At 60.7% G+C, this 18096-nt stretch carries 20 protein-coding genes; 5 read left to right on the top strand and 15 right to left on the bottom strand.

The genetic code is table 11. The annotated features are described in order from the left end of the window. The first annotated feature begins 1 nt into the window (after position 1). Positions 2–2140 carry a catalase HPII gene (katE, locus tag JWV26_RS22270; RefSeq protein WP_093052207.1) on the top strand — a complete coding sequence of 713 codons (2139 nt, stop codon included), beginning with the start codon at positions 2–4 and terminating at the stop codon, positions 2138–2140. A gap of 13 nt (positions 2141–2153) precedes the next feature. On the opposite strand, the gene JWV26_RS22265 is transcribed toward katE, so the two are convergent. The 9 genes from JWV26_RS22265 to coxB form a co-directional block, all read right to left on the bottom strand. Beyond that, positions 2154–2327, bottom strand: a complete 174-nt coding sequence (locus JWV26_RS22265) for a hypothetical protein (protein ID WP_158234280.1) — start codon at positions 2325–2327, stop codon at positions 2154–2156. Beyond that, a complete protein-coding gene (locus tag JWV26_RS22260; RefSeq protein ID WP_072423956.1) occupies positions 2324–2653 on the bottom strand; it encodes a four-helix bundle copper-binding protein in 330 nt (109 codons plus the stop codon). Before JWV26_RS22260 ends, JWV26_RS22265 begins: the two co-directional genes overlap by 4 nt. Positions 2654–2776: 123 nt before the next feature. Continuing rightward, positions 2777–3001: a PLD nuclease N-terminal domain-containing protein gene (locus JWV26_RS22255; RefSeq protein ID WP_074915062.1), complete on the bottom strand. Its 225-nt coding sequence runs from the start codon at positions 2999–3001 to the stop codon at positions 2777–2779. A gap of 130 nt (positions 3002–3131) precedes the next feature. Further along, positions 3132–3518, bottom strand: coding sequence for a hypothetical protein (locus JWV26_RS22250; RefSeq protein ID WP_074915060.1), 387 nt, complete (start codon positions 3516–3518; stop codon positions 3132–3134). 84 nt (positions 3519–3602) lie between these two features. Next, positions 3603–3920, bottom strand: coding sequence for a hypothetical protein (locus JWV26_RS22245; RefSeq protein ID WP_074915058.1), 318 nt, complete (start codon positions 3918–3920; stop codon positions 3603–3605). 345 nt (positions 3921–4265) lie between these two features. Further along, entirely contained in the window at positions 4266–5087 is an 822-nt protein-coding gene (locus JWV26_RS22240) for a cytochrome c oxidase assembly protein (protein WP_206417834.1), read from the bottom strand. Further along, positions 5078–5431, bottom strand: a complete 354-nt coding sequence (locus tag JWV26_RS22235) for a hypothetical protein (protein ID WP_206417833.1) — start codon at positions 5429–5431, stop codon at positions 5078–5080. Before JWV26_RS22235 ends, JWV26_RS22240 begins: the two co-directional genes overlap by 10 nt. Next, positions 5431–7962 carry a cytochrome c oxidase subunit I gene (gene ctaD / locus JWV26_RS22230; RefSeq protein WP_074915052.1) on the bottom strand — a complete coding sequence of 844 codons (2532 nt, stop codon included), beginning with the start codon at positions 7960–7962 and terminating at the stop codon, positions 5431–5433. Before ctaD ends, JWV26_RS22235 begins: the two co-directional genes overlap by 1 nt. Beyond that, positions 7959–8849, bottom strand: a complete 891-nt coding sequence (gene coxB / locus JWV26_RS22225) for a cytochrome c oxidase subunit II (protein WP_074915260.1) — start codon at positions 8847–8849, stop codon at positions 7959–7961. The genes ctaD and coxB overlap by 4 nt, the downstream gene beginning before the upstream one ends. Before the next feature lie 147 nt (positions 8850–8996). Between coxB and JWV26_RS22220 the strand changes: the two genes are divergently transcribed. Further along, the gene (locus JWV26_RS22220; RefSeq protein ID WP_013715587.1) at positions 8997–9455 is read left to right on the top strand and encodes a DUF2231 domain-containing protein; all 459 of its coding nucleotides are present in this window, start codon (positions 8997–8999) and stop codon (positions 9453–9455) included. 79 nt (positions 9456–9534) lie between these two features. Here JWV26_RS22220 and JWV26_RS22215 read toward each other — a convergent pair whose 3' ends face one another. Further along, positions 9535–9948, bottom strand: coding sequence for a CopD family protein (locus JWV26_RS22215; RefSeq protein WP_072423964.1), 414 nt, complete (start codon positions 9946–9948; stop codon positions 9535–9537). A 415-nt stretch (positions 9949–10363) separates the two neighbouring features. Between JWV26_RS22215 and JWV26_RS22210 the strand changes: the two genes are divergently transcribed. The 3 genes from JWV26_RS22210 to JWV26_RS22200 all read left to right on the top strand — a co-directional run bounded on the left by JWV26_RS22210 (position 10364) and on the right by JWV26_RS22200 (position 12135). Further along, on the top strand, positions 10364–10915 hold the full coding sequence (locus tag JWV26_RS22210) for an ATP-dependent Clp protease proteolytic subunit (RefSeq protein WP_074915050.1): 552 nt from the start codon (positions 10364–10366) through the stop codon (positions 10913–10915). 129 nt (positions 10916–11044) lie between these two features. Continuing rightward, complete coding sequence (locus tag JWV26_RS22205) at positions 11045–11509, top strand: ferritin-like domain-containing protein (RefSeq protein WP_072423966.1); 465 nt, start codon at positions 11045–11047, stop codon at positions 11507–11509. Positions 11510–11586: 77 nt separating this feature from the next. Then, positions 11587–12135, top strand: a complete 549-nt coding sequence (locus JWV26_RS22200; protein ID WP_074915048.1) for a PA2169 family four-helix-bundle protein — start codon at positions 11587–11589, stop codon at positions 12133–12135. A gap of 9 nt (positions 12136–12144) precedes the next feature. Here JWV26_RS22200 and gabD read toward each other — a convergent pair whose 3' ends face one another. From gabD to fabG, 5 genes are all read right to left on the bottom strand, one after another. After that, a complete protein-coding gene (gene gabD, locus JWV26_RS22195; RefSeq protein ID WP_072423968.1) occupies positions 12145–13587 on the bottom strand; it encodes an NADP-dependent succinate-semialdehyde dehydrogenase in 1443 nt (480 codons plus the stop codon). 75 nt (positions 13588–13662) lie between these two features. After that, the gene (locus JWV26_RS22190) at positions 13663–15306 is read right to left on the bottom strand and encodes an acetolactate synthase large subunit (RefSeq protein ID WP_074915046.1); all 1644 of its coding nucleotides are present in this window, start codon (positions 15304–15306) and stop codon (positions 13663–13665) included. Between the two features lie 43 nt (positions 15307–15349). After that, on the bottom strand, positions 15350–15694 hold the full coding sequence (locus JWV26_RS22185; RefSeq protein WP_074915044.1) for an antibiotic biosynthesis monooxygenase family protein: 345 nt from the start codon (positions 15692–15694) through the stop codon (positions 15350–15352). A 40-nt stretch (positions 15695–15734) separates the two neighbouring features. Further along, on the bottom strand, positions 15735–16709 hold the full coding sequence (locus tag JWV26_RS22180; protein ID WP_093052225.1) for a zinc-dependent alcohol dehydrogenase family protein: 975 nt from the start codon (positions 16707–16709) through the stop codon (positions 15735–15737). Between the two features lie 307 nt (positions 16710–17016). Next, complete coding sequence (fabG, locus tag JWV26_RS22175; protein ID WP_239692313.1) at positions 17017–17928, bottom strand: 3-oxoacyl-ACP reductase FabG; 912 nt, start codon at positions 17926–17928, stop codon at positions 17017–17019. Positions 17929–18096 lie beyond the last annotated feature (168 nt).

The following is an 18096-nucleotide window of genomic DNA, read 5'->3' as shown; positions in this document are numbered from 1 at the left end:
CATGAGCAAGCAACCGAAAACCGCCGAAAACAGTCAGATGGCGGGCAGCGATACGCTCGACCGCAGCAACAGCAACGCCAAGCTCGAGCAACTCGAGCGCTTCCGCGAGGACGCCACCGGGGAGGCGCTGACCACCAACACCGGCACGCGCGTCGCCGACAACCAGAACAGCCTGCGCGGCGGCGAACGTGGCCCGACGCTGATGGAAGATTTCATCATGCGCGAGAAGATCACCCACTTCGATCACGAGCGCATTCCCGAGCGCGTGGTGCATGCCCGCGGCGCGGCAGCGCATGGCTATTTCGAGGTGACCGAGCCGGCCAACGACCTGACCTGCGCTGCCTTTCTCGGCGAAGCCGGCAAGCGCACGCCAGTGTTCGTGCGCTTTTCCACCGTGCAGGGGCCGCGCGGCTCGGCCGATACCGTGCGTGACGTGCGCGGTTTCGCGGTGAAGTTCTACACCGAAGAGGGTAACTTCGATCTGGTCGGCAACAACATGCCGGTGTTCTTCATCCAGGACGCAATCAAGTTCCCCGACTTCGTCCATGCGGTCAAACCCGAGCCGCACAACGAGATTCCCACCGGCGCATCAGCCCACGACACCTTCTGGGACTTCGTCTCGCTGACGCCGGAATCGGCGCATATGGTGCTGTGGACCATGTCCGACCGCGCCATTCCCATCGCCTATCGCTCGATGCAGGGTTTTGGCGTACACAGCTTTCGCCTGGTCAACGGCGAGGGTCAGAGCAAGCTGGTGAAGTTTCACTGGCGACCCAAGGCCGGGGTCTGCTCGCTGGTATGGGATGAGGCGCAGAAACTCGCCGGCAAGGACCCGGACTTTCACCGACGCGGCCTATGGGAAGACATTGAGCGCGGCCTTTACCCGGAATGGGAGTTGGGCCTGCAGGTGATGGACGAGGAGGACGCTCTGAGCTTTGGTTTCGACCTGCTCGATCCGACCAAGCTGGTACCCGAAGAGCTGGTGCCGGTACGCGTGGTCGGGCGCATGGTACTCAATCGCAACCCGGACAACTTTTTCGCCGAGACCGAGCAGGCAGCCTTTCACGTAGGGCATGTGGTGCCTGGCATCGACTTCAGCAATGACCCATTGCTGCAGGGGCGCCTGTTTTCCTACACCGATACCCAGTTGCTGCGTCTGGGCGGCCCCAATTTCAACGAAATCCCGATCAATCGGCCGCTATGTCCGTTTCACAACAATCAGCGTGACGCGCCGCATCGTCAGCAGATCAATCGTGGTCGCGCCTCTTACGAGCCCAACTCGATCGACGGCAACTGGCCGCGCGAGACACCGCCAGCACCCAGCGGGGGTGGTTACAGCTCCTATCCCGAGCCGCTGCAGGGGCACAAGGTACGGGTCCGCTCCGCCAGCTTCGCCGATCACTTCTCCCAGGCCACGCTGTTCTGGCGCAGCATGAGCGAGGCCGAGCAGCAGCATATCGTCGATGCCTACAGCTTCGAGCTGTCGAAAGTCGAGCGTCTGTACATTCGCGAGCGCCAGGTCAAGGAAATCCTCGCCCACATTGATCCGCTGCTGGCGTTGCGCGTGGCGGAGAATCTGGGTATCGATCTGGACAGCACCTCGACCTCGCCTATGGAGGGTAAGCTCCAGGATTCCCCGGCGCTGAGCCAGATGAATCTGCTGCCTGGCGATATTCGCGGACGGCGCGTGGCTATCCTGCTTACCCCCGGCTGCAAGGCTGACGAGGTCGGCAGTCTGAAGAAGATGCTCGAAGCAGCCGGTGCCGTGGCCAAGCTCCTGGCGCCTTCAGCGGCGGCGTTGAAGGACTCTGACGGCCAGCCCATGCAACCCGATGGCAGCTTCGCTTCGGAGCCGTCGATTACCGTCGACGCGGTGTTCGTGCCGGGTGGTGAGTACGTGCTCAAGACCCTGCAGGACGATGGCGTTGCCAAGCATTACCTGCTGGAGGCCTACAAGCACCTCAAACCCGTGGCGCTCAGCGGTGATGCGGTTCAGCTTGCGGCGATGCTGGGTCTGGAGGAGGACGACGGCATGCTCTGCGGCGATAGCTTCGATCCGCTGTACATGCGTTTCGAGACTGCGCTGAAGCAACACCGTATCTGGGCGCGAGAGATGCGCGCCAAGAGCATTCCTGCCTGAACCGACGCCCGGCCTAGCGCGGTTTTTCGTCGCTTGGCCGGGGGCTTTTCTTGCGCTGCGTCCTGGTCGATGGACGCAGCGGCACTGGCGCATCGAGCTGCGAGCCGGGGTCTTCGTTACCGGGGTCGTCCAGTAGCGCCTCGCTGGAACGCGCCACTGGCGTTCGTGTGCTTTTGTCCGATTTCATGCTGGCTCCAGTAATGGCTCTTCTGCACACACCTGGCAGGTTCGCGCGCACTCCTGACAATGCGTGCTGACGTGCTGCACGCATTCCTCGGCGCAGGCCAGGCAGGCGATTCTGCACAGCTGGCTGGCCACCGCGATGTAAGGGCTGTTGCGCAGCATCAGCGTTGCCGTCAGGCGGCACAGGTCGGCGCAATCACGGCATAGCGCGACGCAGCGATAATGCCCGGCATTGCCTTCGCTCAGGCAGGCCGAGGCACAGTGCTCGCAGGCGTTGGCACAACTGCTGTAAGCGGTAATGTGATCGAGATAGTTATACGCTTCTGACATGTCGATGCCTCGCTGTATAAGTACTGTAGAAAATAATCATGAACGCCAATAAATGGTGGTTTTACTTTGCCGGCACTCGCACGCCGAACAACTTCCTATAGGCATTGAAAAAGATCATTTTGATCACTTGCTGTGCTCAGGAGAAGTTGGCCCATCACCATGGCCACGCGGCCCGGCAATACCCCAGATAACCAGCCCGATAATCGGGAATATCCAGATAAGCAGAGCCCAAAGTGTTTTCGTCCCGACATGCTTGTCGCTACGAAATACACTGATAACCGCCCACAGGTGTAGCAGAACGATAGCGGCCGCAATTGTAATGAAAAAGTAAATGACTGAATCCGGCATGACATGCCTCCTTTCAATAAGGTCCATGCATGTCGACAGCCACCCCGATCATTCGCTCAGATAATCGGGATGCGGAAAAAGTGAAGGCAGGATAAAGGCTGGAAATACCAGCCGAGGGCCTCAAGGGCGGCTAGAAGGAGTGATTGGACTTGATCACTTCGATCATCATGTTGTCAGGTCTGTCCGAGTCGCTGTCGTATTGCGCGTCACGGTGTATGTCTGTGCAGGTCAGAATAGAGCGGCTGAATTCGAACCCTGGGTCAGGCCGCCCAGCAGCGGCAGTGTCTTTGCTGCAGTCTTCGCAGTGCAGGTCGTTCAGGTCTTCGCTGCGAACCTGATAGCAGTTCGAGTCGATCTCCTGCAAAGAACGCTGCATCGTCTGAGCTTTCGGTTGAGGCTGGGACAGCATCACCGCCAACGCAGACGGTTGAAAGGGCTGCCAGACCAGCAGCACCACCAGGCATGTAGAGCCGGCCATATAGGGCCACTCGTACATCAACTGGTGCCGATAGGGCATATGCCGCCTGATTCGTCCCAACAGATCTTCCGGCTGGTTTCGAGCCGTCCTTGAGTCGTTGCATCTGGGCACTTGCGTATCTCCTCATTTCTTTTCGAGCTTTCTCATGGCCCATAAGCGAGAGGAGCGCGTGCGGAAAAGCGGCTCGCGCGAGTAGGTGGGTAATTGGGTAGTACTGCAGTGTTTTACCGCCTCGTTGACTGATGAGGCATCCTCATCCAGAGCCATATCGAAATGAATAAGACGAATGAACTCTTGCGTCGAACAACTTCCATCGAGGACGCGCACCAACTGTCGCTCGTTATGAGCAACGGTAAGCACAATGCTGCCGTCCGGTCTTGGCGTCATATCAACTTCGTAGTTGGCTAGCGCCGATCTGATATTTTCCAGGTCATGTTTCATGAGTCTCTCCTTGTGAACACTCATCAACCATAACCATGTATTCAATGCATACCAATGGTTGGGACGATTGGCAAAAAGAAAGTTCAAAGTGACATCATCTACCAGAGTTATACAAAGTGAACTTGGCAATGTTGATTGCAGGAGGATGTTCGCGACTCGATTGCTGCACTCAAGACTTTATTGTTTGAACACAGCACCTTGCGGCTGGGAATAAGCCAACTGCTTCGCACTGACAGAAAAAATACTCTGAACCAAATCTGCAACATGGTTTCGGCAGAAGCGCTGACCATCAGCGGAAAACCTGAATACAAGTTGTACAAGAGGTTGGCGCGCCTGAAAGATGCGCTACAGGGAGTTCTCCGTACCTTCTCGTGCCTGCCGACGCCAGATCCGTGTCAGCCAACGCCAGCTGATCCAGCCGGCAGCAGCGAGGTAGACCAGGCTGCCTGGCACCCACATCAACAAGCCAGCCAGTTGCTGGTCGGCCAGGTCGCGGGACTCGCCATAGAACGTCGTGTTACCGAAAGTGAGCAGGGCGCCGAGCAGGCCGGTGTGCATCAGTGTCAGGAGAATGGCCATCAGCGCGTGCGGCACCTGCCGTGGATTGGCGCGCAGACAGGACCAACAGAACAGCCAGGCGCTGAACAGAAAACAGGCATGCTCGATGGCGTGCCACCAGGTGTTGTCCAGCGCCAGCATGTACAGGCTGGGGGTGTGCCAGACCCAGATCATCGCGCCGTGCAACATCGCCAGGGCTACCGGATAACGACCGCTGCGCAGAATCGCGTTGGACACCGGCGCCATCCAGCCACCAAGCACTGCTCGCCATTGCGGCAATGGTCGAGCCAGCGCCCAGAGTGGTGCGATGACGATCATGAACAGCATGTGCTGGACCATGTGCAGGCTGGTGCTGGTCTCTGCCCAGTCATCGATGGGGCCGAATACGGCGAGTACCGTGAGGACCATGGCCAGGTGCATCCACAACGCTTCGCGTCCGTGCGGGCGCACCTTGTGGCAACCCAGTATGTACAGCAACCAGGCCGCGCCGAGCAGCAGAGCGCTGAGTAGCAGCGGTACACGCTCGTTCAGATGCAGATGGCCGTCGAGCAGACCATGGGCGGCGGCGGTGCCAGGCAGAAGGATAAGGGCGAGTAGGATCAGAGGCATGGCGGCAGGCTCAAGGTAGGCAGGGCGACGAAGACGGTGGCGATGGCGCCGATCAGGTTCACACCTGCCGCGAGGCGAGCCACGAAGCGCGCAGACTGACCTTCGCGCTCGTTTCTGGCGGCGCGCTGAAACAGCCAGGCCAAACCCAGCAGGGCCGCCATGGTGAACAGACTCAGCAGAGCGAGCAGAGCATTCAGCCAGGTCCATTGCCCCTGTGCGGGATCAGGCGGCGCCAGTGCGCAACCAACCGACAATCCGCCGTACAGCACGACGAACCAGATACTCCAGAGCACCAGCCCGAGTGGGATATGGATCGGGTTATAGGGGGAGCGTAAAGGCTGCATCACACGCCTCCGAAGGTGGGCGGGAACAGCACCACGCTGCAGTAGGTGATCCACATCACGGCCAGGCTGTATTGCCAGAGTTGTTCGACCACCAACGGCTCGTAGGGCGTGCGTTTGCACACATAGCCGTAGTGCACGCGCAACCCCTGCAACGCGCTGAGAATGCTGGCCAGCACCCCATGCACCAGGCTGTAGACGAGCATCACCACGATCACTGCATCATGCGCAGTGGCGCGTGGCGCCAGGTCTCCCGTCAACAGCGCCCAGAGCAACAGTCCTGCATGCAGCGCACCCAGCAGCGCTACACCACTGAAACAGGTGATCAGCGCGGCGGGCTCGCCCTGGCCCTGACGCAGACGGCGCAATACCGGGAGCTGCCAGAGTACGGCGATGCTCAGCAACACGGCGCTGGCCAGCAGCAGGCGTTGATCGATTACCGGATCGTCCGGCACCAGCCAGTTCGGCGATACCGTCCACAGATAGAACCAGCCGAACAGCAGCGACAGATACAAGGCACCGTTGGCCAGCAGGGTCACGCCCATGCCCCACAGTCCAGGCCCGTCACAGGTGCGCGAATGCAGTGGCGGCTCACCCGGTTGCACTCGCGCATCCGGTGCCGCCAGCGGGTGCGCGCCGTTCTCCCAGCTCCAGCGCAGCAGCACCAGCACGGCGACGATGCTGGCCGCCAGGGCGACCCAATAGAACTTGCTGAGCAGGCCCAGGCAGGTGATGGCGATGAACGCCGCCGCCGCGAACGGCAGCCAGCTGTTGCCCGGCAGGTGGATGATCTCGCGCATCTTGCCGGTCAGCGGTTCGATACCCCAGGTTTCCCGCCGCCCATGATCGATCACGGTCAAGGCGAATTCGCCACGGTCGATGCGTTCCTCCAGGTCTGGCAGCTCCCACATGGGGTGGCGGGTGCGCACCGGCGGCAGGCTGACGAAGTTGAAGGGGCTCGGTGGTAGGTGCGTGCTCCACTCCAGGGTGTCAGCGTTCCAGGGGTTCTTGGTGGCCTTCTGGCCGAAGCGAAAGTGCAGGACTATATCCAGCAGCACCGTGGCGATGCCGATGGCCATGATGAAGCTGCCGATCGACGAGATCAGGTTGGGCAGGTCCCAGCCGAGGCCGGGTTGGTAGGTGTAGATACGCCGCGGCATGCCCATCAGGCCGGTCCAGTGCATGATCAGGAACGTCAGGTTGAAGCCGATGAATACCAGCCAGAAGCCCCATTTGCCGAGGCGCACCGACGGCATGCGTCCGGAAAAATGCGGCAGCCAGTAATAGATTCCGGCCAGCAGCGGGAAGAACATGCCGCCCACCAGCACGTAGTGCATGTGCGCGACCACGAAGTGGGTGTCATGCACCTGCCAGTCGAAGGGCACCAGCGCCAGCATCACGCCGGTCAGCCCGCCGCAGACGAAGATCACCAGAAACCCCACAAGCCACAGCATCGGCACGTGGTACAGCGGCCGGCCGACCCACAACGTGGCGATCCAGGCGAACACCTGGATACCGGTCGGTATCGCCACCAGCATGCTCGCCGCGGAGAAGAACGCCTGCGCCAACTGCGGAATACCCACGGTGAACATGTGGTGCACCCACAGACCGAAGCTGATGAAACCGGTGGTGAGGATCGCCAGCACCACCCAGCGGTAGCCCACCAGCGGCCGCTGGCAGAACACCGGCAACAGGGTCGAGACGATACCGGCCGCCGGCAGGAAGATGATGTACACCTCGGGATGGCCGAACAGCCAGAACAGGTGCTGCCAGAGAATCGGGTCGCCGCCGCGCGCCACCTCGAAGAACGGCAGGCCAACGGCGCGCTCCAGCTCCAGCAGGATGCTGCCGAGGATCAGCGGAGGGAAGCCGACCACGATCATCATGGCCATCACCAGGATGTACCAGGCATAGATAGGCATCTTGTTCAGCGACATGCCTTCGGCGCGGGTGCGCAGGATCGACACCACCAGCTCGACACCGGCCGACACCGCCGAGATCTCCACGAAGGTGATGCCGATCAGCCAGAAATCCGAGTTCGGCCCCGGCGTATGCACGGCGCTGGACAGCGGCGTGTACATGAACCATCCAGCCTTGGGCGCGATACCCAGCAGCAGACTGGCGCACAGGATCAACCCACCGAACAGGTAGCACCAGTAGCCCAGCGCCGACAGGCGCGGAAACACCAGGTCGCGCGCGCCGAGCATCTTCGGAATCAGGTAGACCGCCAGGCCTTCCATCATCGGCACGGCGAAGAGAAACATCATCACCGTGCCATGCATGGTGAAGACCTGGTTGTAAACGTCCGGCTCGAGAAAGTCGTAGCCGGGTATCGCCAGCTGCGTGCGCACCAGCATCGCCAGCAGGCCACCGAACAGGAAGAAGCCCAGCCCGGTGAGCATGAAGCGAATGCCGACGGTGGTGTGATTGACGATGGTCAGCGACTTCCAGCCGCGCGGGTTACCCCATACGTCGTTGAACTGATCGTGCAGTTGTTCCTGGGCGGCAACCTGTTCGTTGCTTGGCGTAGTCACGGGCGCAGGGTCTCCAGCCAGTCGGCGATGGTGCTGAGGTGGTCGGGGTCGAGATCGTCATGCAGCGGCATGGCGTTGCCGGGTTTGAGCCGCTGGTGCTCCTGCAGCCAGCGCAACAGCGCGCCCGGTTCATTGCTCAATACGCCGGCGCCAAGCATCGATCGCGCGCCGACATCGCTCAGGTCCGGCGCGCGATTCCCTTCGCTGACGCCCGCCACGCGATGACACTGACCGCAACGCGCGGCGAACACGTCGCCAGCCGGGCCGGGCAGGGCGCTGACCTGTTGCTCGCGGCGTGCCTGCAGCCAACTGGCGAAGTCTTCCTCCTCGTGAGCCTGCACATCGAGAATCATGTGCGTGTGCTGGGTGCCGCAGAACTCCGAGCACTGGCCACGAAAGGTGCCGGCCTGATCGGCCTGCAGGCGGATGCGGTTGTCCCGGCCGGGGATCATGTCGATCTTGCCGCCCAGGCGAGGGACCCAGAACGAGTGGATGACGTCGGCGCTACTGACGTCGAGGTCCACCGGCCGGCCTACCGGCAGATGCAGCTGATTGGCGGTAACCACGCCGCTGTCCGGGTAGCGCACCTCCCACCACCATTGATGGCCAACCACCTCGATACGCATGGGCTGCTCGCCCGCCAGTGGCAAGGGCAGCATGCGATGGCCGATGGGTATGCCGAACAGCAACAGGAGCAGCACGCTCAAGGTCGGCAGCAGCAGCCCGCCACCGACCAGCCAGCGCAGCGTCAGCTGATGTGCCCGTGCGGCGTCCATCTTTGGGCTGTTGCGGCGCATGGCATGCACCCACAGGGCCGTCACCACGATCAGCACCAGGGTGGCGAAGGCGCACATTGCCCACCACAGCATTGCCACCTCGCGTGCCATCGGCCCGGCCGGATCGAGCGCCGATTGCGGCCCCTCGCAGGCAACGAGAAACGGAACTGCCAGCGTCAGCGTGGTCAACTTGAAACAGGGTGTCAGCCAATGACGCGCCCGTTTCACCTCATCATTCACCTGTACAGGGAGGCCGGGATGGCCGAAATAAAGGAAGTTATCGTCAGTCGCGCCGCCATCGCCGGGCATCCGCTGCACCCGATGATGATCCACTTTCCGGTAGCCGCGCTGCTGGGTCTGGTGGCGACCGATATCGCCTATCTGCTGCTGGCCGATCCGTTCTGGGCGCGAGCCAGTCTCTGGCTGGCGGGCGTTGGCGCATTCGGTGGCTGGGTGGCGAGCATGGCGGGGCTGGTCGATCTGCTTACCGTTGGCAGCATCCGGCGCAAGATCACCGCCTGGTGCCATGCCATCATCGCGGTGATGATGCTGTCGTTGGCGTCGCTGAACTGGCTGCTGCGCTACGCGGGGCCGGAGCAGGGCATGGAGCGTTGGGGCCTGTATCTGTCGCTGCTGACCGCAGCGCTGATTGGCCTGGCTGCTTATCTGGGCGGGCGCCTGGTGTACGAGCACGGCGTGGGTGTCGATACACGCTGAAGCAATCGGCTCCGGCTTGCCAGCTACTGGACGGTAGAGAGCGCGGGGCAGGCCAGGCATATTCTCGGATACTCCATGATCAGAAGGGTTTGGCCAGCACCAGCCACAGTGTGGCGCCGATCAGGGCGCTCAGCAGCAGAGCGATCAGCAGGCAGTCGCGGCGCAGCGCAGGTTCGGCGGCACGTTCGATACGCAGGATCAGTACACCGCACAGGGCGTGACAGAGCACCATCCCGGCGACCGTGGTGAGCTTGACGATCAACCAAGGGTCGAAAATCGACTCACGTAGAAACAGCGCGGTGCCCGACCCAATGGCCAGCAGAGCGGCTGGCGTTGCGATCAGGTTGAAGACGGTGCGGGTGAGGTGAGCATGGTCGCGATAGAACATCTCGTCGCTGCTGCGCGTGCCGGCAGCGATCATCGCTGGCAGATACAGCAGCGCGCCGCACCAGCAAATCAGCGCCATGAAATGCAGCAGTTTGAGCAGTGGCATCGATGCTCTCCCATGCGTCCGTTCGTTGCGAGCACGTGGCCCTGGTGGGCAGGCCACGACGTTGTGACTGCCTGATGGTGTGTGAGTTCGGCCGCTCTCCAGAGCGGGCCAGGATCGTCTCCGGTCAGAAAAGAAGGAACCGCCGCAAGGAGAAGGAGGAGACGGTGCGGCGGCCCTGGGGAAGCAAGATGCTCGTTCGATTTGGCGCAATTGCGCCTGCCAGGTCACGAAACGGCCCCTGACAAAGCTCCCCTGAAATAGACAGAGTTCCACTGGCTGGCTTGCGTTCAAGCTTTTTGCCGGGCTTGCGATGATCAGCACAGCCATCGAGGCATAAAATTGAAACCCTCCCGTGCGTTTTCACTCACTGCAAAAGAAGGCCGCGCAAAGGCATTTCATTGCAGAGGAGACCATCATGAGAACCCACGTCGTGCATTTCACCGCCCCGATCAACTCCTACACCTGCGGTCAGTTGATCGCCAAATGCAGCCAGGCCATCCATCAGGGCGCCGATGAGCTGGTGCTGAAGATTGCCACCATGGGCGGGGAGTGCAGCTACGGCTTCTCCCTCTACAACTTCCTCATTTCACTCCCGGTGCCCGTGAAGACGCACAACCTCGGCACCGTCGAATCCATGGGCAACATCATTTTTCTTGCCGGCGAAACACGCACGGCCTGCCCGCATAGCAAGTTCCTGTTTCATCCCTTTCACTGGACGGTCAACGGCGCCGTGGACCACGCGCGCATGTCCGAGTACGCCATGAGCCTGGACTACGATCTGCAGCTTTACGCCAGCATCGTCGCCGAGTGCACCGCTGGCGCCGAAGCGCCCCTCAACGTGCTCGAATGTCTGATGTCTGCGCCGCGCATTCTCAACGCCTCCGAGGCACTGGCAGCCGGTGTGATTCACCGTGAAGACTGCCTCGGCATGCCGGCCGAGGCAGTCAACTGGTGCGTGCATACCTGAAGCCGGCTCAGCCTGCCGCTTGGAATTTTCCCTGAACGATCCGCGCAGCCTGAGCGTCGGAATCCATGTACGCCCCGCCAGGGGACATACCACCCAGCAATGGCCGTTTAGCCGGCCTGGAGACGACTCATGGAACTCACCGACGATCGTAAAGACCTGGTACGTACCCTCAACAAGCTGATCGAAACCTGCAAGGACGGCGAGGCAGGCTTCAAGATCTGCGCCGAAGACGTCAAACGACCTGACATGAAGCAGCTCTTCTCGCAACGCTCGCGGCAATGCGCCGAAGCGGCGGAAGAACTGCAACGGACCGTCCTGGAATTGGGCGGTGAACCAGAGGACAGCACCAGCGTGGGAGCAGACCTGCACCGCCGTTGGGTCGACCTGAAATCACTGGTCACCGGCAAGGACGAAGAGGCCATTCTCAACGAGGCCGAGCGCGGCGAAGACGTGGCCAAGGAGCGCTACAGCGAAGCGCTGACCAAGAATCTTCCCCCAGAAATCCGCAGCATGGTGGAGCGTCAGTATCAGGGCGTGCTGCGCAATCACGATGAAGTCAGAGCGATGCGTGACGTGGCTCGTGCCAAGAGCTGATCCGTCTACCGGGTGCCGCGACACTGCGCGCACCCGGTGTCAGTTCTTTGCATCCGAGCGCAGGGGAGGCGTAGCGCATGCCGACGTTGGACAAGACCATTGCTCATCTCATCCGGTTGCAGGCCATCTGCGTTGAAGGGCGACGGACCTGTCGACTACTCGCATCGGGCGCTCAGGACGCGCTGTTGCGCGAGTTTCTTGGTGAACGCGAGCGCAACTACTCCGCTCTGATTGTCTGCCTGCGTACTCAGATCACTACCTATGGCGGCCGAGCCAACTGGCACGTCAGCCTGGCAATGCTGTGGCAGCGCGGTTGGTACAGGCTGAGAAGCCTGATCGCGCCGACTGATGATCGAACCAGGCTCGAAGTCGCATCACGGCTCGAAACCCGATCAAGACGGGCCTTCGAGTCGTTGCTGGCGCAAACGCTGTCGCCGGCATTTCAGCAGCAACTGGCTGAGCATCATCAGCACACGATCGCAGCTGCGCAGCAGCTCCAGAACGCGCTCGATCACTGGCCCTGTCTCGACACACTCAGGCGCGAGCATGATCGAGACTCAGACCTGATCCACCCCCGCACAAATGGGGGCAGGGGGCTTAATGGCAGCGTTGAGCACAAGGCGTGATCAGGCGCCTCATACACTCAGACACAGGTATTTGATCTCCAGGTAGTCTTCAATGCCGTACTTGGAGCCTTCACGGCCCAAGCCCGAGGCCTTCATGCCACCGAACGGTGCGACCTCATTAGACACAAGGCCGGTGTTGACGCCAACCATGCCGTATTCCAGGGCTTCCGCCACGCGGAACACACGGCTCAGGTCACGCGCAAAGAAGTACGAGGCCAGACCGAATTCGGTGTCGTTCGACATCGCGATGACCTCAGCTTCGTCTTTGAAGCGAAACAGTGGCGCCAGCGGGCCGAATGTCTCTTCCTTGGCCACGGCGGCGTTGTTGGGCACGTTGGTCAGGATGGTCGGCTCGAAGAAGTTGCCTTCGATGGACTTGCCGCCGGCCAGCAAGGTGGCGCCTTTGGCAACCGCGTCGGCGATATGTTCTTTGACCTTGGCCACGGCTTTGCCGTCGATCAGGGGACCGGCGCTGGTGCCGTCTTCCAGGCCGTTACCGACCTTCAGTCTGGCCACAGCCACCTTGAGCTTCTCGGCAAATGCGTCGTAGACCGAATCCTGAATGTACAGACGGTTGGCGCAGACGCAGGTCTGGCCGTTGTTGCGGTACTTGGAGATGATCGCGCCTTCGACGGCCTTGTCCAGGTCTGCGTCGTCAAACACGATGAATGGCGCGTTACCGCCCAGTTCCAGCGAGACTTTCTTGATGTCCTTGGCGCATTCGGCCATCAGTTGGCGACCGATTTCGGTCGAGCCGGTGAAGGTCAGTTTGCGTACGGTCGGGTTGCTGGTCAGCTCGCTGCCGATGTCGCCGGCGCTGCCAGACACCACGTTGAACACGCCGTTAGGGATTCCGGCACGCTGCGCCAGTTCAGCCAGGGCGAACGCGGAGAATGGGGTTTGCGAAGCCGGCTTGAGCACCATGGTGCAACCGGCGGCCAGGGCTGGGCCGGCTTTACGGGTGATCATCGCGGCCGGGAAGTTCCACGGTGTGATGGCGGCGGTAACGCCGATCGGCTGTTTCAGCACGATCAGGCGCTTGTCCGGCTGATGGCCCGGAATGACGTCACCGTAAATACGCTTGGCTTCTTCGGCGAACCACTCGATAAAGGAGGCGGCGTAGACGATTTCACCCTTGGCTTCTGCCAAGGGTTTGCCTTGCTCCAAAGTCATCAGGCGCGCAAGGTCGTCCTGGTTCTCGATCATCAGTTCGAACCAGCGACGTAGCTTGTTCCCACGCTCCTTCGCGGTCAGTGCGCGCCAAGCGGGCAGTGCCTTGTCCGCGGCTTCAATGGCTCGGCGGGTTTCCGCGGCGCCCATTTTCGGCACGCTGCCCAGAATTTCGCCGGTTGCCGGGTTATCGACCTTGATCGTCTGACCACTGTCCGCGTCAACCCACGCACCATCGATGAAGGCCTGCTGGCGGAACAGCTGAGTGTCTTTGAGTTGCATGATGCACTCCGATTTCAATACGGAAAGACTGGCGGCACCGCAGTGCCGCCTCCAAGACAAACGCGTCTGGTCAGATCAGACCAGGGCACTTCTTCTCTTGATTTCACCATTGAGAATGAAGTCATTCTCCGAGTAGTCCACCGGACAATCGATCACGTGCACGCCTGGCTCGCTGATGCAGCGCTGCAACAGTGGCAGGAAGCCTGCGGCGTTTTCCACTCGATGGCCTTGTGCGCCGTAGCTTTGCGCATACATGACGAAGTCCGGGTTGCCGTAGTCCAGGCCGAAATCGGTGAAGCCCATGTTCGACTGCTTCCAGCGAATCATGCCGTAGCCGCCGTCGCGCAGGATGATGACCGTCAGGTTCATCTTCAGGCGTACTGCGGTCTCCAACTCCTGGCTGTTCATCATGAAACCACCGTCGCCACACACCGCGACCACCGGCCGGTCCGGGCAGACCAGGTGCGCGGCCATGGCCGAAGGCAGTCCTGCCCCCATGGTCGCCAGAGCGTTGTCGAGTAGCACGGTGTTCGGCTTGTGCGCCTTGTAGTTGCGCGCGAACCAGATCTTGTAGATGCCGTTATCCAGCGCGACCACGCCTTCGGACGGCAAGGCCTGACGTACGTCAGCGACGAAGCGCTGTGGGTAGATCGGGAAGCGGTTGTCACCAGCGCCCTCGACGATCTGTTCTTCGTTGGCTTCGCGAATCGCCATCAGCCGGCTGAAGTCCCAGTGGTCCTGAATCTGCAACGCTTCGCCAATCTGCCACACGGCGTTGGCGATATCGCCGATCACTTCCACCTGCGGGAAGTACACGGCATCGACTTCGGCAGAACGGAAGCTGATGTGGATGACTTCGGTACCGCCACGCACCATGAAAAACGGTGGCTTTTCGATCACGTCATGGCCGATGTTGACGATCAGGTCGGCGGCCTCGATGGCGCGGTGCACGAAATCGCCCGCGGACAGCGCGGCATTGCCCAGGAAACGTGGGTTGCGCTCATCTACCACGCCCTTGCCCATCTGGGTGGTGACGAAGGGGATGCCGGTCTTGTCGATCAGTTGCTTGAGCACCTTGGCGGTCATCTTGCGGTTGGCGCCAGCGCCGATCACCAGAATTGGAGTGCGGGCGTTCTGCAGTTTCTCTACCGCGCCTTCAATCGCCTTGTGCTCGGCCAACGGGCGACGGTGCAGGCTCGGCGGAATCGGCGTGCTCTCGGTCTGCTCGGCGGCGATGTCTTCCGGCAGTTCCAGGTGCACGGCACCGGGCTTTTCTTCTTCAGCCAGACGGAAAGCTTCGCGCATGCGAGCCGGAATGTTGTCGGCCGAGGCGAACTGGTGGGTGTATTTGGTGATTGGAGCCATCATCCCGCAGACGTCGATGATCTGGAACCGGCCCTGCTTGGACTTCTTGATTGGCTTCTGGCCGGTGATCATCATCATCGGCATGCCACCCAGATAGGCGTAGGCACCGGCGGTCACCAGGTTGGTGGCACCAGGGCCGAGGGTCGATAGGCTGACGCCGGTCTTGCCGGTCAGGCGGCCGTAGGTGGCGGCCATGAAACCTGCGGATTGCTCGTGGCGGGTCAGTACCAGTTTGATCTTCGATTTGCGTAGAGACTCCAGCAGATCGAGGTTTTCCTCACCCGGAATGCCGAAGACGTACTCGACACCTTCGTTCTCCAGGCATTGCACAACTACATCAGCGGCCTTGGCCATTGCTCCACCCCACTGTCTGTGACTGTGAGCGCTTGCGCGCAATTTAAGGTACTGCCACGCCAAAGATGCCGTTCTGGTCTTCATCCTTTCCCGTACTGAAAGCCGCTCCCTCGATGTGATAGACCGTCGGCTCTTCCGAGAAAAATTCCTCCAGGCCCAGCATGAACGTCTGATGGTCGTCACTCGCTTCGAAGCCCGGCGTGTGGTCCTCAAGTGACGCCCAGCGCACGATCAGGTTGAATCGCTCGGGGCTTTCGATTCCCTGCGCGAGCATGTGGCCGCCATAACCCTTGGCCCGCTGGAGCAAGTGAACCACTTCGGCAAATGCCTGTTTGAAGGGTTCGATCTGTTCTTTGTGAACGGGCAGCAGTGCGATTTCATAAATCATTGCGGTATTCCTCTAGAGCAAGTTCAGCAGTTGCATGCACTTACGGGGCGAGTGAGGGTTCGACGGCAATTGCGACTTTTCCGCGAAGACCATTGTTGGGCGTCTCCAGCAGCGCATGCGCGCTTGAAATATCAGCGAGCGAATAGACCGCGCCAATATGTGGGCGCAGCTGGCCGCGCTCGACCAATGCCTTCAGCTCATCGAGCTTGCCGCGGTTCTGCCGGGTGAAGACGAAGTGGTAGCTGGCGTTCTTGCCCCAGGCCTGAATGAGGTTCTGCGGCTTGGCAATGTCCACGATCGAAACCACACGACCTAGCTGGGCGAGTGCATCGGGGCTGCGGGTCAAGGTGTCGCCGCCGATGGTGTCGAAAATCACATCGACGCCCTGGCCATCGGTTTCCCGCAGGATGGCGTCAACGTAATCCTCTTGCTCGTAGTCGATGACCACATCGGCACCCAGACCCCGGGCGAACTCGAAGTTGGCTTCGCGCACGGTGGTGAACACCCGAGCGCCAATGGCTTTGGCCACCTGGATCGCGACATGGCCAACGCCACCGGCGCCGCCGTGGATCAGAATGCTTTCCCCGACCCTGAGCGATACACGCCCGATCAGGGCTTCCCAGACCGTTCCGCCTACCAGCGTCAGGCTTGCTGCCTCGAGATGACTCAGTGATGCCGGCTTCTTGCCGATGATGCTTTCGGACGCCACGTGGTACTCGGCATAGCTGCCATCGCCTTCGAAGATTTGCGTGGTGTACCAGACTTCGTCACCTGGCACGAAGCTCGTCACACCCGGGCCGACGGCTTCGACGACGCCGGATACGTCATGCCCGGTAATGGCGGGGAGAGGCACGTAGTCGACGTAGTCACCGCGACGCACCTGGTAATCCAACGGGTTGATGGAGGTTGCGTGAACCCGCACCAGCACTTGGCCTGCCTGCGGTACGGGTTTGGCCACTTCGGTCAGTTCGAACGCATTCGGGCCGCCAAAGGATTTGAGTACTTGCGCTTTCATTGTAAATCCTCGTATCTGTGAGGCTTGAGAGTGCTCAAGCCGGGCATGATTCTTTCAGCATGCGATTCACAAAGAGGTCGCAGGCCGCGCTCTTGCTTGTTCATCCGGCCGCCGGATAGAAAAGCGTATTACCAGCGGCAGTCACTTGCCTTGGACCAAACGATGGTTCTGGAATCAGGTTGTGGTGATAAATCCAGATGCGCACGCGTGCGCAGCGTACTGGCGAGACTTCGGGGAGTTTTTCAGGCCCTGCACGTCGGCAGATGTCGCGCTGTTCACGGGCAGATTCCTTATTCAGGCTGGCTGCTTACTCAATAGCTTGAAGTGATTCCGGCAGGACCTGGCCACCATCGATAATCAGGCTTTGCCCCGTGATGTAGCCGGCTTCACGGCTGGCAAAGAACATGACAGCGCTGGCAACGTCTTCGGGGGTGCCGAGGCGCTTGGCCGGAATCGAAGCGGCCACGCCGGCCTGGTACTCGGCATCCACATCGAGAAAACCTTCGGTGATGATGTTGCCGGGGAGTACTGCATTGACGGTGATGCCGTCCTTGGCCAATTCGATCGCCGCAGTACGCATGAAACCCAGCTGCGCTGCCTTGCTCGCGCCGTAATGAACCCAACCGGGGGAGCCGGTGACGGGCCCCGTAATCGATGAGGTGAGGATCACCCGACCGTATTCGGCTCGTCGCAGGAGGGGCAGGGCGGCTTGCACGCACAGGAATGTGCCTTTGGCATTGGTTGCCAACACCCGATCCCAATCGGCCTCGGTCAGGTTTTCCAGGGTCGAGCTGGGGAAAATGCCTGCATTGCAGCAGAGCACGTCGAGGCCGCCGTACATTTCATCCAGGGTCCGCATCAATGCCTTGACGGACGCTGAGTCAGCCACATCGGCGGCCACCCCTTGTACCTGCAGCCCATCAGCGCGCATACCGGCCGCAACGGCTTCGACCTTTTCAGCGTTACGGGCGGTGATCAACACGCGCGCGCCCTGAATAGCAAACAGCCTGGCAATTCCAAGGCCTATGCCACTGCTGGCACCAGTGATCAGGACACTCTTGCCACTTAATGACGAGAACATCTGCACAGCTCCTATCCAATTAGGTTCACTGGCATCGTCAGTCAAACCATGGATATCCGCTTGACCGCTTGGCACATTTTTGTGCTCAGCGATCAAAACCCAGAAAAAAACAGGGTCTATGCTTTGCAACTCAGTCATCGACCGGCCTTCAAGTTTCAGGGTTGGCCGCTCCACTTGGCCTCCTTGGACTTGTCACTGATTCGAGGAAAACCGATGGAAAGAGACCGGTGGTCGCTGATAATTCAGGCTGTATCGAATGTTGCTAAGCTCAATCAGATCTCTCACAGGATGTGTGTCAAAGAACGG

Origin of the sequence: Ectopseudomonas toyotomiensis (assembly GCF_017167985.1) — a bacterium.
Lineage (GTDB): Bacteria > Pseudomonadota > Gammaproteobacteria > Pseudomonadales > Pseudomonadaceae > Aquipseudomonas > Aquipseudomonas toyotomiensis.
Note: the sequence above shows the minus strand (reverse complement) of the source record. Positions and strands in the feature narration are given on the sequence as shown.

What these genes read in the sequence shown, in the direction of transcription:
- JWV26_RS22265 (WP_158234280.1), bottom strand. Translation starts at nt 2,327, where the DNA reads ATGAAATCGGACAAAAGCACACGAACGCCAGTGGCGCGTTCCAGCGAG.
- JWV26_RS22185 (WP_074915044.1), bottom strand. Translation starts at nt 15,694, where the DNA reads ATGATTTATGAAATCGCACTGCTGCCCGTTCACAAAGAACAGATCGAA.
- coxB (WP_074915260.1), bottom strand. Translation starts at nt 8,849, where the DNA reads ATGGCACGCGAGGTGGCAATGCTGTGGTGGGCAATGTGCGCCTTCGCC.
- JWV26_RS22205 (WP_072423966.1), top strand. Translation starts at nt 11,045, where the DNA reads ATGGAACTCACCGACGATCGTAAAGACCTGGTACGTACCCTCAACAAG.
- JWV26_RS22190 (WP_074915046.1), bottom strand. Translation starts at nt 15,306, where the DNA reads ATGGCCAAGGCCGCTGATGTAGTTGTGCAATGCCTGGAGAACGAAGGT.
- JWV26_RS22240 (WP_206417834.1), bottom strand. Translation starts at nt 5,087, where the DNA reads ATGCCTCTGATCCTACTCGCCCTTATCCTTCTGCCTGGCACCGCCGCC.
- JWV26_RS22260 (WP_072423956.1), bottom strand. Translation starts at nt 2,653, where the DNA reads ATGTCAGAAGCGTATAACTATCTCGATCACATTACCGCTTACAGCAGT.
- JWV26_RS22220 (WP_013715587.1), top strand. Translation starts at nt 8,997, where the DNA reads ATGGCCGAAATAAAGGAAGTTATCGTCAGTCGCGCCGCCATCGCCGGG.
- fabG (WP_239692313.1), bottom strand. Translation starts at nt 17,928, where the DNA reads ATGACTGAGTTGCAAAGCATAGACCCTGTTTTTTTCTGGGTTTTGATC.
- JWV26_RS22215 (WP_072423964.1), bottom strand. Translation starts at nt 9,948, where the DNA reads ATGCCACTGCTCAAACTGCTGCATTTCATGGCGCTGATTTGCTGGTGC.
- JWV26_RS22245 (WP_074915058.1), bottom strand. Translation starts at nt 3,920, where the DNA reads ATGAAACATGACCTGGAAAATATCAGATCGGCGCTAGCCAACTACGAA.
- JWV26_RS22235 (WP_206417833.1), bottom strand. Translation starts at nt 5,431, where the DNA reads ATGCAGCCTTTACGCTCCCCCTATAACCCGATCCATATCCCACTCGGG.
- JWV26_RS22200 (WP_074915048.1), top strand. Translation starts at nt 11,587, where the DNA reads ATGCCGACGTTGGACAAGACCATTGCTCATCTCATCCGGTTGCAGGCC.
- JWV26_RS22180 (WP_093052225.1), bottom strand. Translation starts at nt 16,709, where the DNA reads ATGAAAGCGCAAGTACTCAAATCCTTTGGCGGCCCGAATGCGTTCGAA.
- katE (WP_093052207.1), top strand. Translation starts at nt 2, where the DNA reads ATGAGCAAGCAACCGAAAACCGCCGAAAACAGTCAGATGGCGGGCAGC.
- JWV26_RS22250 (WP_074915060.1), bottom strand. Translation starts at nt 3,518, where the DNA reads ATGCCCTATCGGCACCAGTTGATGTACGAGTGGCCCTATATGGCCGGC.
- gabD (WP_072423968.1), bottom strand. Translation starts at nt 13,587, where the DNA reads ATGCAACTCAAAGACACTCAGCTGTTCCGCCAGCAGGCCTTCATCGAT.
- JWV26_RS22255 (WP_074915062.1), bottom strand. Translation starts at nt 3,001, where the DNA reads ATGCCGGATTCAGTCATTTACTTTTTCATTACAATTGCGGCCGCTATC.
- JWV26_RS22210 (WP_074915050.1), top strand. Translation starts at nt 10,364, where the DNA reads ATGAGAACCCACGTCGTGCATTTCACCGCCCCGATCAACTCCTACACC.